Annotated in this window: 9 protein-coding genes; 7 read left to right on the forward strand and 2 right to left on the reverse strand. The window is 70.3% G+C overall.

Annotated features, from left to right (window positions below; genetic code table 11):
• Positions 1-97 precede the first annotated feature (97 nt).
• The 3 genes from FNH21_RS14430 to FNH21_RS14440 all read left to right on the forward strand — a co-directional run bounded on the left by FNH21_RS14430 (position 98) and on the right by FNH21_RS14440 (position 4,861).
• The gene (locus FNH21_RS14430; RefSeq protein WP_191932010.1) at positions 98-1,300 is read left to right on the forward strand and encodes an argininosuccinate synthase; all 1,203 of its coding nucleotides are present in this window, start codon (positions 98-100) and stop codon (positions 1,298-1,300) included.
• Complete coding sequence (gene argH, locus FNH21_RS14435) at positions 1,300-2,814, forward strand: argininosuccinate lyase (protein ID WP_152816739.1); 1,515 nt, start codon at positions 1,300-1,302, stop codon at positions 2,812-2,814. Before FNH21_RS14430 ends, argH begins: the two co-directional genes overlap by 1 nt.
• 124 nt (positions 2,815-2,938) lie before the next feature.
• Positions 2,939-4,861, forward strand: coding sequence for an ABC transporter ATP-binding protein (locus tag FNH21_RS14440; RefSeq protein ID WP_152816740.1), 1,923 nt, complete (start codon positions 2,939-2,941; stop codon positions 4,859-4,861).
• Between the two features lie 136 nt (positions 4,862-4,997).
• Here the strand turns inward: FNH21_RS14440 and FNH21_RS14445 are convergent, their stop codons facing one another.
• A complete protein-coding gene (locus tag FNH21_RS14445; protein WP_152816741.1) occupies positions 4,998-5,591 on the reverse strand; it encodes a methylated-DNA--[protein]-cysteine S-methyltransferase in 594 nt (197 codons plus the stop codon).
• A complete protein-coding gene (locus FNH21_RS14450) occupies positions 5,588-7,168 on the reverse strand; it encodes an AlkA N-terminal domain-containing protein (RefSeq protein ID WP_152816792.1) in 1,581 nt (526 codons plus the stop codon). The genes FNH21_RS14445 and FNH21_RS14450 overlap by 4 nt, the downstream gene beginning before the upstream one ends.
• Before the next feature lie 94 nt (positions 7,169-7,262).
• On the opposite strand from FNH21_RS14450, the gene FNH21_RS14455 reads away from it, so the two are divergent.
• The 4 genes from FNH21_RS14455 to tyrS all read left to right on the forward strand — a co-directional run bounded on the left by FNH21_RS14455 (position 7,263) and on the right by tyrS (position 12,144).
• Positions 7,263-7,907, forward strand: a complete 645-nt coding sequence (locus tag FNH21_RS14455; RefSeq protein ID WP_422108789.1) for a DNA-3-methyladenine glycosylase — start codon at positions 7,263-7,265, stop codon at positions 7,905-7,907.
• 140 nt (positions 7,908-8,047) lie between these two features.
• Positions 8,048-8,518 (forward strand): adenine phosphoribosyltransferase, encoded by a 471-nt coding sequence (locus FNH21_RS14460; protein WP_241743288.1) that lies wholly within the window; start codon positions 8,048-8,050, stop codon positions 8,516-8,518.
• 38 nt (positions 8,519-8,556) lie between these two features.
• The gene (locus FNH21_RS14465) at positions 8,557-10,809 is read left to right on the forward strand and encodes a HelD family protein (RefSeq protein ID WP_152816742.1); all 2,253 of its coding nucleotides are present in this window, start codon (positions 8,557-8,559) and stop codon (positions 10,807-10,809) included.
• A gap of 12 nt (positions 10,810-10,821) precedes the next feature.
• A complete protein-coding gene (gene tyrS, locus FNH21_RS14470) occupies positions 10,822-12,144 on the forward strand; it encodes a tyrosine--tRNA ligase (RefSeq protein ID WP_191932011.1) in 1,323 nt (440 codons plus the stop codon).
• Positions 12,145-13,230 lie beyond the last annotated feature (1,086 nt).

The raw sequence follows: 13,230 nt of genomic DNA on the forward strand, positions 1-13,230 counted from the left end.
CCACCGATCACCCGCCGCTACGCTGGCAGCAGCGGCACAAACCACCCACACCAGGATCTTCCGGGCCCCGCCCGGACAACCGAAGGAGCACATCCCCGTGACCGAACGCATCGTCCTCGCCTACTCGGGCGGACTCGACACCTCCGTCGCCATCGGCTGGATCGCCGAAGCCACCGGAGCCGAGGTGATCGCCGTGGCGGTCGACGTCGGACAGGGCGGCGAGTCCCTCGAGACCATCCGCCAGCGCGCGCTCGGCTGCGGCGCCGTCGAGGCCTACGTGGCGGACGCCCGCGACGAGTTCGCGACCGAGTACTGCATGCCCGCGCTCAAGGCGAACGCCCTGTACATGGACGCGTATCCGCTGGTCTCCGCGGTGTCTCGTCCGGTCATCGTCAAGCACCTCGTGGCAGCCGCGCGGAAGTTCGGCGCCACCACCGTCTCCCACGGCTGCACCGGCAAGGGCAACGACCAGGTGCGCTTCGAGGTCGGCATCCAGACCCTCGGTCCGGACCTGAAGTGCATCGCCCCCGTACGGGACCTCGCACTCACCCGCGACAAGGCCATCGCCTTCGCCGAGGAGAAGGGCCTGCCCATCGAGACCACCAAGAAGAACCCCTTCTCGATCGACCAGAACGTCTGGGGCCGCGCCGTCGAGACCGGCTTCCTCGAGGACATCTGGAACGGCCCCACGAAGGACGTCTACGACTACACCGAGTCGCCCGAGTTCCCGCCCGCCGCGGACGAGGTCGTCATCTCCTTCAAGGAGGGCATCCCGGTGGCGATCGACGGCAACACCGTCACCCCGCTGCAGGCCATCGAGGAACTCAACCGCCGTGCGGGCGCCCAGGGCGTGGGGCGCATCGACATCGTCGAGGACCGCCTGGTCGGCATCAAGAGCCGCGAGATCTACGAGGCCCCCGGCGCCATGGCGCTCATCGCGGCCCACCGCGAACTGGAGAACGTCACCATCGAGCGCGAGCAGGCCCGCTTCAAGAAGACCGTGGGCCAGCGCTGGACCGAGCTGGTCTACGACGGCCAGTGGTTCTCGCCGCTGACGCGCTCGCTGAACGCGTTCATCGACGACACCCAGAAGTACGTGACGGGAGACATCCGCATGGACCTGCACGGTGGCCGCGCCACCGTGACGGGGCGCCGCTCCGACGTCGGCCTGTACGACTTCAACCTGGCCACCTACGACTCGGGGGACACCTTCGACCAGTCGATGGCCCGCGGCTTCATCGAACTCTTCGGGATGTCGTCCAAGGTGGCGTCGCGCCGGGACCAGCAGGCAGGCGCCTGATGGTGCCAGCGCACGACGGCGGGACCGCCGGACCGCGGGGGCACCGGGCGGAGCCACGAGCGCCGGGGTCCCCGGCCGAGCGAAGCGGGCGTGCGGGGCGTTCGGGAACGAACGAGGGTTCGCTGTGGGGCGGCCGGTTCGCCGGCGGTCCCGCCGACGCCCTCGCCGCGCTGAGCAAGTCGACGCACTTCGACTGGCGCCTGGCCACGTACGACATCGAGGGCTCCCGCGCCCATGCCCGCGTGCTGCACCGTGCCGGACTGCTCGACGACGTGGAGCTCGCCGGGATGCTCGATGCCCTCGACCGGCTCGACGCCGACGTCCGCTCGGGCGCCTACGTCCCGGCGGAGAGCGACGAGGACGTGCACGGCTCCCTGGAGCGCGGCCTGATCGAGCGTGCCGGTCCGGCGCTCGGTGGAAAGCTGCGTGCGGGGCGCTCGCGGAACGACCAGGTGGCGACGCTCGGCCGGATGTACCTGCGCGACCACGCCCGGATCATCGCGCGGGGCGTGCTCGCGACCATCACGGCGCTCGTCGACCAGGCGGAGGCGAACCTCGAGGCGCCCATGCCCGGACGCACCCACCTCCAGCACGCCCAGCCCGTCCTGCTCAGCCACCACCTGCTGGCCCACGCGTGGGCGCTGCTGCGCGACGTGCAGCGGCTCGCCGACTGGGACCGCCGCGCCGGTGTCTCGCCCTACGGGTCCGGGGCCCTCGCGGGATCCTCGCTGGGGCTCGACCCCGAAGCCGTGGCCGCCGACCTCGGGTTCTTCTCCGCCACGCACAACTCGATCGACGGCACCGCATCGCGCGACGTCTACGCGGAATTCGCGTGGGTGTCGGCGATGATCGGCGTCGACCTGTCGCGGGTGAGCGAGGAGATCATCATCTGGGCCACGAAGGAGTTCTCCTTCGTCACGCTCGACGACGCCTTCTCCACAGGGTCGTCGATCATGCCGCAGAAGAAGAACCCCGACGTCGCCGAACTGGCGCGCGGCAAGGCCGGACGCCTCATCGGGGACCTCACGGGTCTCCTGGCCACACTGAAGGGCATGCCCCTCGCCTACAACCGGGACCTGCAGGAGGACAAGGAGCCGGTGTTCGACGCCATCGACACCCTCGAGGTCCTGCTGCCCGCCGTCTCCGGGATGATCGCGACGCTCGTGTTCAACACGGAGCGCATGGCCTCCCTCGCACCGCAGGGGTTCGCGCTGGCGACGGACATCGCCGAGTGGCTGGTCCGCCAGGGGGTGCCGTTCCGTGAGGCGCACGAACTGTCCGGTGCGGCGGTGCGCGTGGCCGAGCAGCGCGGCGTCGAACTGTGGGATCTGACGGACGAGGAGTTCGCGGGGATCTCGGACCACCTCACCCCTGCGGTCCGCGAGGTGCTGACCGTCGAGGGATCGCTGGCCAGCCGCGACGCCCAGGGCGGAACCGCGCCGGCCGCGGTCCGGCGCCAGCTGACGGCGCTGAAGGCCGAGCTCGAGGACGTGCAGCCCTACGCTGCCGGGTGACAGCCCGGTTCCGGTGTGTGCCCCGCGGGGACACACCGGAACCGGCCATCCCTCTGACCCGCGTCCTCCTACGCCCGTCGCGAAGTGCTTTGACTCGCCCGGCCGTCCGGCGCACTGTGTGGCTATGAACACCACCACCCAGCGCGCCACCCTCCGGGAGTTCTTCCCCTACCTGCGGGGCCACGTCCGTGTCCTCGTCCTGGTCGCCGTCGTCTCCCTCGTCTCGACCGGCCTCTCGATCGCCCAGCCGCTGATGGTGCAGCAGCTCGTGAATGCCGTCTCGGCGAGCGAGCCGGCCACGGTGTTCGTCTGGTTCCTCGTGGCCATCACGCTGGGCGGAGCGGTCTTCGGAGCGGCACAGTCCTACCTGCTGCAGCGGACCGCGGAGTCGGTGGTGCTGGGTGTGCGGCGCTCGCTCGTCGGGCAGCTCCTGGCACTGCCCATCCGGGAATTCGACCGGCGGCGCGTCGGCGACCTCATCTCCCGCGTCGGATCCGACACCACGCTGATGCGCAGCGTCATCACGTCCGGTCTCTTCGAGATCGTGTCCTCGATCCTCATGTTCTGCGCCGCCGTGGTCCTGATGGTGCTCATCGACCCGCTGCTCTTCGGTATCACCCTGACCGCCGTGCTGCTCGGCGCCGGCGGCGTCCTGTTCCTCGGGCGCCTGATCCGCACGCGCAGCCGCGCGGTGCAGGACGCCGTCGGCTCGATGACCGCCGCCGTCGAGCGCGGACTGTCCGGCATCCGCACCATCAAGGCCTCGGTCGCCGAGGAGCGCGAGGCCGCGGTCATCGACGTCGAGGCGACGAAGGCCTTCCGCGCCGGCATCGCCATGGCCCGCCTGCAGGCCGCCGTGCAGCCCATCATGTCCATCTGCATCCAGGGCGCCTTCATCGTGGTCCTCGCGGTCGGCGGCATCCGGGTTGCCGCGGGAGAGTTGCTGCTCGGGGACCTCATCGCCTTCATCCTGTACCTGTTCCTGCTCGTCATGCCCATCGGTTCGGCCATGGGCGCCTTCGTGCAGATCCAGTCGGGACTCGCGGCGCTCGACCGCATCCAGGAGATCGCCCGGCTCGAGCCCGAGCGTGCGGACGAGCAGCACCTGACCGAGGATGCAGCCGTCGCCGGTTCCGTCGTCGGTTCTGCTGTCGCCGGTTCTGCTGTCGTCGGTTCTACTGTCGCCGGTGCCACCGGTGCGCGGACCGGCGGCACCATCGAGCTGCGTGATGTCAGCTTCCGCTATGCGGCGACCGAGGACGACGCCGCCGGCCCTTCCGCGAGCGGCAGTGCCGGCGGTGCCCCCGGTTCGGCGACGACCGGCGGCGCCGATCGGAGCGAGCTGCACGACGACGCCCAGCTCGTCCTCGACGGCGTGAGCTTCACGGTCCCTGCCGGGAGCCGGACAGCCCTCGTGGGCCCCTCGGGCGCCGGCAAGTCCACCGTGCTCGCCCTGCTCGAGCGGTTCTACGAGCCGGACGGGGGAGGCATCAGCCTCGACGGCGTCCCCCTCCGCGACCTCGAGCGCTCCGAGCTGCGCGCTCGCATCGGCCTCGTGGAGCAGGAAGCTCCCGTGCTCAGCGGCACGCTGGCGGACAACCTGCGTCTCGCAGCCCCGGACGCACCGGACGGTGAGCTGCGCCGGGTGCTCGCCGCCGTCGGACTGGATGCGCTCGGTGACCGGTCCGAGGACGGACTCGACCTGAACCTCGGCGAGGACGGCATCCGGCTGTCCGGCGGCCAGCGCCAGCGGCTCGCCTGGGCGCGGACGATCCTGGCGGATCGGCCCGTCCTCCTGATGGACGAGCCGACGTCGGCCGTGGACTCCCGGACGGAGCAGCTGCTGCAGCAGACGCTGGGGGAGGCCTCGCGGGACCGCACGGTCGTCGTCGTCGCGCACCGCCTGTCCACGGTCGCGGACTTCGACCAGATCGTCGTGCTGGACCAGGGGCGGGTCTCCGCGGTGGGCACCCACCAGGAGCTGCTGGAGACGAGCGAGCTGTACCGGGACATGGCGGCCCGGCAGCGCCTCGTCGCCCACGCCTGACGGTGACGGTGACGGTGGCGCCTGACGGAATCGCTCAGGACCCGAGCCTGGGCCAACGGCCCGACGCCGTCGCCCACGCGCCGGTGAGGCCCGCCGGGCACACCGGCTCGCCGGAGCATTCGCGGCGTGGCGGGGATCAGGGGAGCGGAAGCCGTCCCGCCTCGCGGTCGAGCAGCCGCTGCTTCACGGCGAGGCCCCAGCGGAATCCACCGAGGGTGCCATCCGTGCGGATGATGCGGTGGCAGGGGACGAAGAGGGCCGCCGCGTTCTTCGCGCAGGCGCCGGCAGCGGCGCGTATGGCTGCCGGATTGCCGGCGCGCTCGGCGTACTGCAGGTAGGTCACGGGTGCGCCTGGTTCGACCGTCCGCAGCACCTCCCAGGCGTGCACGCGGAACGGACCGGAGGCCTGACGGACCCGCACGGAGGCGATCGCTGCGAAGTCGCCGTCGTAGTACCGTTCTACCGCCTCGAGGATAGGCGCTGGCGCCGATGCGGCCGGATCGAAGGCCGTGGCCCTGATCGTGGGATGGATCTGGCCCACGAGGTCCTCCGCGGTGTCCGTCCACCCCGAGGAGAGCACCGCGCCCTCGGCCTCGATGACGGTGAAGGCGCCGTCGGGGGTGTCGATGGTGGTCGTCGTCGTTCCCTGCAGTCGGGGGATGCCGGGCGTCGGCGTCGGAGCGGGGGTTGTCGCCGCGGCGGCGGGTGCTGCGGGGGAGAGGGTGCTCATGGGGAGATCGTCCGTTCGGTGGGTGCCAACAGGGTACGTGGTGCAGCTGATGAGGTCCGGGGTGGCGCCGCTGCCCGGCCGCGAGGTTCGGCAGCGACACGCCATAGGTGGAGCGTCGCGTAGGAACGCCAGGGTCTGATCCCCAGCATCGCCTCCTCGAGGGAGGTGTCCGATCCCGCGGATGTCGCGTTCGACGCGAGGACCCGCGACCAGCCCGTGCGGACGGCGGCGTCGCCGAGCAGATGGACGTCCGGGTCTCCCAGCACGCGCATCCCGACGTAGTCCGCGGTCCAGGGCCCCACGCCGTCGAGTGTGAGGAGGTCCCTGCGGAGGTCTGCCGGATCGGAGCCGACGCCGAAGGACAGTGCTCCTGTCGCGAGCTTCACGCCCGCGGCCCGCAGGGCGTCGTTCCGCCGGCGTGGTCCCCGCAACAGGGGGTCGGGTCGGTCCGCCAGGGCCTGGGCGGAGGGGAAGTACCGTGTCAGCGTCGTTCCCGGCACCTGCACGGGCTGACCTGCCTCCGCGAGGCGCCCCAGGGCCGTCGTCGCTGCAGCGACCGTGACCTGCTGCCCCGCGATCGCCCGGACCAGCGTCTCGTGGGGAGCCAGGGAACCGGGAAGGCGCAGTCCCGGGGCCGCTGCGGCGAGGGGAGCGAAGGCTCGGCTTCCGGTCAGTGCCGTGTCGATGGCCACAGGATCCGCGTCGAGGTCGAAGAGCCGCCGGATGCGCGCCAGGAGGGCGGGAAGGTCACCGAGCCCCGTCACCGAGACCGTCACCGGGAGCACGGCCCGGCCGTCGGTCCGGTGCTCGACCCGTGCCGCGCGGAACCAGGCCGGTCCGGCCGGGAGTCTCAGGAGCCGCTCGTAGGTGGAATCCGTCCCGAGTTCCACGCCGGCCACGGCCCGCGCGGCGAGGAAGCGGAAGATGCCGTCGTCGTACGGCGGGCGGACCGGCAGTGCGAGGGACAGGCGGACCGGGCCCCGGCCCGGCCCGTGCGGACCCGGCCCCTCGACCGGGAGTCCACGCGCGGCGTCGCGGAGTTGCCGGGGGGTGAGGTCGAAGACCTGCTGCACGGTGTCGTTGAACTGGCGGATGCTGCCGAATCCGGAGGCGAAGGCGACGTCGGCGAGACGGAGCGCGGACCCGGTGAGGAGGGTTCGGGCTGTCTGGGCTCGGTGTGCCCGGGCGAGGGCGAGGGCTCCGGCCCCGAGCTCCGCCGTCAGGATCCGGTTGAGGTGCCGTGTGGAGTAGCCGAGGTGAGCTGCCAGGCCGGATACGCCCGTGCGGTCCACCTCCCCGTCCGTGATGAGGCGCATGGCACGGGCCGCTGCGTCGTTCCGCAGGTTCCATCCGGGATCGCCGGGAACCGCTTCGGGGAGGCATCGCTTGCAGGCGCGGTACCCGGCGTCGTGGGCGGCTGCCGAGGTGCGGTAGAACGTCACGTTCACGGGCTTCGGGGTCCGTGCGGGACAGGACGGACGGCAGTAGATGCCGGTGCTCGAGACCGCGGTGACGAACTGCCCGTCGAAGCGCGCGTCGCGGGCATCGATCGCCCGGTACTGCTGCCAGAAGTCCATACCCGCCATCCTGACAGCCGTCACGGTCAGGAACTAGCGGGATTCGGACACGGCGGCGGCGGTCGGGATCCGGGGACTTTGCTACGGTCGAAGCGTGATCGAGGAGAGCAGCACCGGCCCGGCGACGCGGGCGGAACTTGCCCGCAGTGCACTGGACGTCGCACCTAGGCTCCTGGGCTCCTGCCTCACCCACCGGTCGGAGGAGGGCGCCGTCACCGTCCGGATCACCGAGGTGGAGGCGTACCTGGGGGACGCCGATCCCGGTTCGCATGCCTTCCGCGGGATGACCGCCCGGAACGCGACGATGTTCGGACCTGCCGGCCACCTCTACGTGTACTTCACCTACGGCATGCACTACTGCGCCAACATCGTGTGCGGCACCGAGGGCTGGGCCACCGGGCTCCTGCTGCGCGCGGGCGAGATCGTCGAGGGTATCGACGTCGCCCGCGAACGGCGCTCCCGCCCCGCGTCGGATCTCGACCTCGCACGCGGGCCTGCACGCCTCGCCCAGGCCCTGGGACTGGACCGCCGGTTCGACGGCGCCGACGCGCTCGCGGAGCCGTTCCGCCTGGACCTGCCGCAGGAGCCTGCCGGCAGATTCGAGCGCGGCCCGCGCGTCGGTGTCAGCGGCGTCGCGGGGACCGAGGAGTACCCCTGGCGCTTCTGGCTGCCGGGCGAGCCGACGGTCTCCCGGTTCCGCCCGGGCAAGCCCCGTGCAGCCCGTAAGGTTGATCCGTGACGATCAGCGGAGCCGAAACCGGCGGAACCAGTGCACCCCGACCGGCCGCCGACCCCGGGAGCACGTACCTCCTGGATCGTGCGGTGACGGCCATCGACCGCCTCACCGTCGTCGTCCCCGACTTCCCGTCCGCGGGCATCATGTTCCGCGACCTCACTCCCGTCTTCGCGGACGCGTCGGGCTTCCGCGCCGTCGTCGACGCGATCGCCGCGTCCTTCGCCGGGACCTTCGACGCCGTCGCCGGGGTCGAGGCGCGCGGCTTCCTGCTGGCGGCCGCCGTCGGGTACGCGACGGGGACCGGCGTCGTCACCATCCGTAAGGCGGGCAAGCTGCCGCGAGCCGTGCACCGGGAGTCCTACGACCTCGAATACGGCCAGGCAGCGTTGGAGATCCACCAGTCGGACCTGCCTGCAGGGTCCCGCGTGCTCGTGCTCGACGACGTCCTCGCGACGGGCGGAACGCTCGTCGCGGCGTGCGCGTTGCTCGACAAGGCGGGAGCAACCGTCGTCGGCTGCGGAGTGGTCCTCGAACTCGGCGGCCTCGGCGGGCGCGAGAAGCTCGCCGGACGGACCGTTCACGCGCTGGAGATCGTGGCGCCCGCACCGCGCTAGACTTGACGGTCCGCCTTTGTGATGGAAGGAAGTTCCCGATGCCCGAGACGCCCCAGGCGAGAGTCGAACTCGACGCGGAGCGCGACTACGTCGATGGCCTGTACCGCCGGCTCGATCATCTTCGGGCGGAGAAGGCGCAGCAGCTCGCCGACGTGCGGCGCACCCAGGCGGCCGGCTCCCACCAGAACCGCTCGGAGCGCGACGCCTTCGCCACCATGTACGAGGATCGTCTCGCCCAGCTGAACGCCGTCGACGACCGCCTCGTGTTCGGCCGCCTGGACCTCGACAGCGGCGACAAGCGCTACATCGGCCGCATCGGCCTGTCCGACGACGACCTCCGGCAGCTCATGGTCGACTGGCGTGCACCCGAAGCGGGCACGTTCTACCAGGCCACGGCCTTCGAGCGGATGGGCGTCCGCCGTCGCCGCCACCTCATCCTCTCGCGGCGCGACGTCGTCGCGATCGAGGACGACGTCCTGGATGCGGACCTCCTCGGCGACGACGACTCGCTGCAGGGGGAGGGAGCCCTGCTCGCCGCCCTGAACTCCCGCCGCACCGGCCAGATGTCGGACATCGTGGGCACCATCCAGGCGGAGCAGGACCGCATCATCCGCGCGCCCCTGCCGGGCGTGACCGTGGTGCAGGGCGGGCCGGGTACGGGCAAGACCGCCGTCGCGCTCCACCGTGCCGCCTATCTCCTCTACACGCACCGCGAGCGGCTGAAGTCCGCCGGCGTCCTGCTCGTCGGACCCACCGACGCCTTCATGAAGTACATCGAGCGGGTTCTTCCGTCCCTCGGTGAGACCGGGGTCGTGATGGCCGGCATCGGCACCCTGATGCCGGGTGTCCACACCGTCCAGGAGACGAGCGAGGAGGCAGCAGCCATCAAGGGCCGCCTCGACATGGCCGGGGTGATCCGCAGCGCCGTCGCGAACCGTGAGCGGGTGCCCGCCGAGAACAAGCGCCTCAACGTCGAGGGGACCATGCTGACCCTCACCCCCCGGCAGGTGGGCCGTGCGCGGGAGCGTGCCCGCGCGACCGGGAAGCCGCACAACGAGGCACGGGTGACCTTCGTGAAGATCCTGCTCCGGGAGCTCACCGAGCAGCTGCTGGACAAGCTCGAGGAGTCCTCGGGCGGCGGCAACAACGCGGACCGCTCCTACCTCGCGGAGGACGTGCGCAGTTCCAGGGACGTCCGGATCGCCCTGAATCTCGCGTGGATGCCGCTCACGCCGCAGAAGCTCGTCTCGGAACTCTTCGCGCGGCCGGAACTGCTGCGCGCCGCGGCGCCCAGGCTGACGGAGGCCGAGCGGGCTGCCCTAGTGAGGCCCGTCGATGCTCCCTGGACCGAGGCAGACGTACCGCTGCTCGACGAGGCCGCCGAACTGCTGGGGGATCTCGATGCCTCCGCGGGCCGCGACACCGCCGCCCGGGAGCAGGAGCAGAAGCGCGACCTCGCCAACGCCGAGCGTGCCCTCGAGAACGTCAGCGCCTCCCTCGAGGACTCCGGCGTGGACGGGGTCCTGACGGCGGAGGACCTCGCGCAGCACAACGCCGTGTCCGCGACGCGCCTGTCCGCCGCCGATCGCGCCTCCACCGACCGCACCTGGGCGTACGGGCACATCGTCGTCGATGAGGCGCAGGAGCTGTCCCCGATGCAGTGGCGCCTGCTCATGCGCCGCTGCCCGCTGAAGTCCTTCACGATCGTCGGTGACATCGCCCAGACCAGCTCCGCCGCCGGTTCGCGCTCGTGGCATCAGGCGCTCGAACCGTTCGTCGGGGAGCGTTGGCAGCTGGAGGAGCTGACGGTCAACTACCGGACGCCGTCCCAGATCGCCGAAGCCGCCGTGCGGATGGCCAACGCCGCCGGTCTCGTGGTCTCGGCACCGAAGGCCGTGCGTGAGGGCAGGTTCCCCCCGGTGCTCGATACCGTTCCCGAGGTGCTGCCCGCACTGGTGCGGGCCATGCCCGAGGAGCTCGCGGCGATCGACGGCGGCCTTCTGGCGGTCATCGCCCCCGAGGCCCTGGTGCCCGGCGTCCGCGCTGCGCTCGCACCCGGCTACGCGGATCGGGTAGGGACCGGCGCAGGTGGGCCCGGCCAGGACATCGTGGTCATCAGTCCCCGCGAATCGAAGGGCCTGGAGTTCGACGGCGTGGTCATCCTCGAGCCGCAGGAGATGCTCGACTCCGCCAGCGCGAGGGTGGGGGACCTGTACGTCGCGATGACGAGGCCCACGCAGCGCCTGCGCGTCATCTCCTCCGGCCGAATTCCCGCTGGTATGGCCGACTGATAATTTGGTGGGGTGTCCCAGCAAACAGAATCCCCGGTCAGTGGCCTCGCAGGCCAGCGCAACGATCCGTCCTTCGACGGAGTGTACGACGAGCTCGTCTGGCGGGGCCTGATCCATGTCTCCACGGACGAGCGCGAACTGAGGGAGCTGCTGGCCGGTCCGCCCATCACGTTCTACTGCGGGTTCGACCCCACGGCGCCCAGCCTGCACCTGGGCAATCTCGTCCAGCTGCTCACGATGCGCCGTCTGCAGCTGGCGGGGCACCGTCCCCTGGGCCTGGTCGGGGGATCCACGGGCCTGGTCGGTGACCCCCGGCCGACGGCGGAACGGACGATGAACACCAAGGAGACCGTCTCCGAGTGGGTCGGCTACCTCCAGGGGCAGGTGCAGCGCTTCCTCGACTTCGAGGGTGACAATGCCGCGCGGATGGTCAACAACCTCGACTGGACCGGGCCGATGTCCGTCATCGATTTCCTCCGCGACATCGGGAAGTACTTCCGCGTCGGCACCATGATCAAGAAGGAGACGGTCGCCAAGCGATTGAACTCCGACGAGGGCATCAGCTACAGCGAGTTCAGCTACCAGATCCTGCAGGGCATGGACTACCTCCAGCTCTTCCGCGACTACGACTGCGTGCTGCAGACGGGTGGATCGGACCAGTGGGGCAACCTGACGAGCGGCACGGAGCTGGTCCGGAAGGTCGAGGGGAGAGGCGTCCACGCGATCGGCACGCCGCTGATCACGAACTCGGACGGCACCAAGTTCGGGAAGAGCGAGGGGAACGCCATCTGGCTGGATCCCACGATGACCAGTCCGTACGCCATGTTCCAGTTCTGGCTGAACACCTCCGACGCCGATGTCGCGGAGCGGATCAGGATCTTCACGTTCCGCTCGCGTGCGGAGATCGAGGAGCTGGAGCGCGCGACGGCGGAGCGGCCGCATGCCCGGGAGGCGCAGCGGGCGCTGGCCTACGATGTCACGTCGCTGGTGCACGGGGTCGAGGCCACCGACAAGGTCATCGCGGCGTCGGCAGCACTGTTCGGTCAGGGCGACCTCGCGTCGCTCGACCTCCCGACCCTGCAGGCCGCGACAGCCGAGCTCGAGTCGGTCACTGTCGAACGCGACTGCCTCGGCATCATCGAACTCCTCGTCGCCTCCGGGCTGTCGGCCAGCAATTCCGCAGCGCGCCGCACGGTCGCGGAGGGAGGCGCCTACGTCAACAACCAGAAGATCTCGGATGTGGATCATGTGGTGGGGGAGGCGCACCTGCTGCACGGGCGCTACCTGCTCCTCCGCCGGGGCAAGCGCAACCTGGCGATGGTCGACGCGGGCTGACGCTCAACCCGTCAGGATGGTTTGGTCGCGTTCGGCCGGACTTGCCGTACGTGGCACAGGGCGGCGGCGACGAGTAGAGCCGGCACCTCCCCGTGGGGAAGGTGCCGGCCTTCTTCGTCCGTGACGCCCGCCTTGTCCTTGCACTGTCCGCCGTCGTGTCGTCGGGTAGGTCGGGTAGGTCGGGCTCGTCCGGTCGTCGGACTTGTCTAGTTCGTCCGGTCGTCGGACTCGTCTGGTTCGTCGGGTTCGTCCGTTCGTCGGGCTTGCCGGGTTCGTCGTGCTTGTCACGGCTGCGCTGTGTGGGCCGTCCTGCCCGTCTTTGCAGCAGGGCGCTTTCGCGACCCTGCTCCGGCGACCCAGCTCGATGCCCACCTCCCCTTGCAGAGTAGATACTGGCTCCGACGAGGTCGCTCGGTGCTTGCGTGCTTCGGTACCGGCGGGCCGTCGCGAGCTGCGGCGAGTCAGCTCTGTGCCTACGTATCCTGACCGAGACTGCCCAGATCCGTGCCCGCCCGACGTGGCTCTGCGCGGGCCGATGCGGGCTAGGACGAGTCGGCTCCGCGCCAACCAGCACTTGCTCCGGTGGGACTGTGCGGTCTGGTGAAGCAGCCCGGACCGAGGCGGGCCTGCTGGCCTGTACTGGTCGGTGTTTGGGGGTGTGGGGGGTGTGGGGGGTGTGGGTGGATTTGGTGGTGGGGGTGGGGTGGTCGTATAGTTATGGAGTTGCCCCGGTGTGGGTGACGACCCCCCTTACAGAGTTGAAGTTGTTCCGGCGTGTGCTGTGCATGGCGTTGGGATGGGCTTCTTGTTTGTTGTCGGTTGTGTGGGTTTGTTCTGGTTGTGGTGCTGGTTCCTGGAGTGTTCTGGGGGTTGGTGGCGGGACTGGGGATGGATTTGCAGGATCGGGTTGGTGTGGGTAAGCTTGAGAAGTTGCTTCGGAGCGATAATGCAGCGGTTTAGTTGTGTTTGGTGCCGGTAGCTCCTGTTGTTTGAGAACTCAATAGTGTGCCAAGTTTGTTGATACCGATTGTTTTTTGATTGGTTGAATTTGCTGGTTGTCGCGCATTTTGTGTGTGGTGGCTGGTT

Source organism: Arthrobacter bussei, assembly GCF_009377195.2.
Classification (GTDB): domain Bacteria; phylum Actinomycetota; class Actinomycetes; order Actinomycetales; family Micrococcaceae; genus Arthrobacter_D; species Arthrobacter_D bussei.

Coding starts and splice junctions, on each gene's coding strand:
- argH (WP_152816739.1), top strand. CDS start 1,300: ATGGTGCCAGCGCACGACGGCGGGACCGCCGGACCGCGGGGGCACCGG.
- FNH21_RS14440 (WP_152816740.1), top strand. CDS start 2,939: ATGAACACCACCACCCAGCGCGCCACCCTCCGGGAGTTCTTCCCCTAC.
- FNH21_RS14445 (WP_152816741.1), bottom strand. CDS start 5,591: ATGAGCACCCTCTCCCCCGCAGCACCCGCCGCCGCGGCGACAACCCCC.
- FNH21_RS14450 (WP_152816792.1), bottom strand. CDS start 7,168: ATGGACTTCTGGCAGCAGTACCGGGCGATCGATGCCCGCGACGCGCGC.
- FNH21_RS14460 (WP_241743288.1), top strand. CDS start 8,048: ATGTTCCGCGACCTCACTCCCGTCTTCGCGGACGCGTCGGGCTTCCGC.
- FNH21_RS14465 (WP_152816742.1), top strand. CDS start 8,557: ATGCCCGAGACGCCCCAGGCGAGAGTCGAACTCGACGCGGAGCGCGAC.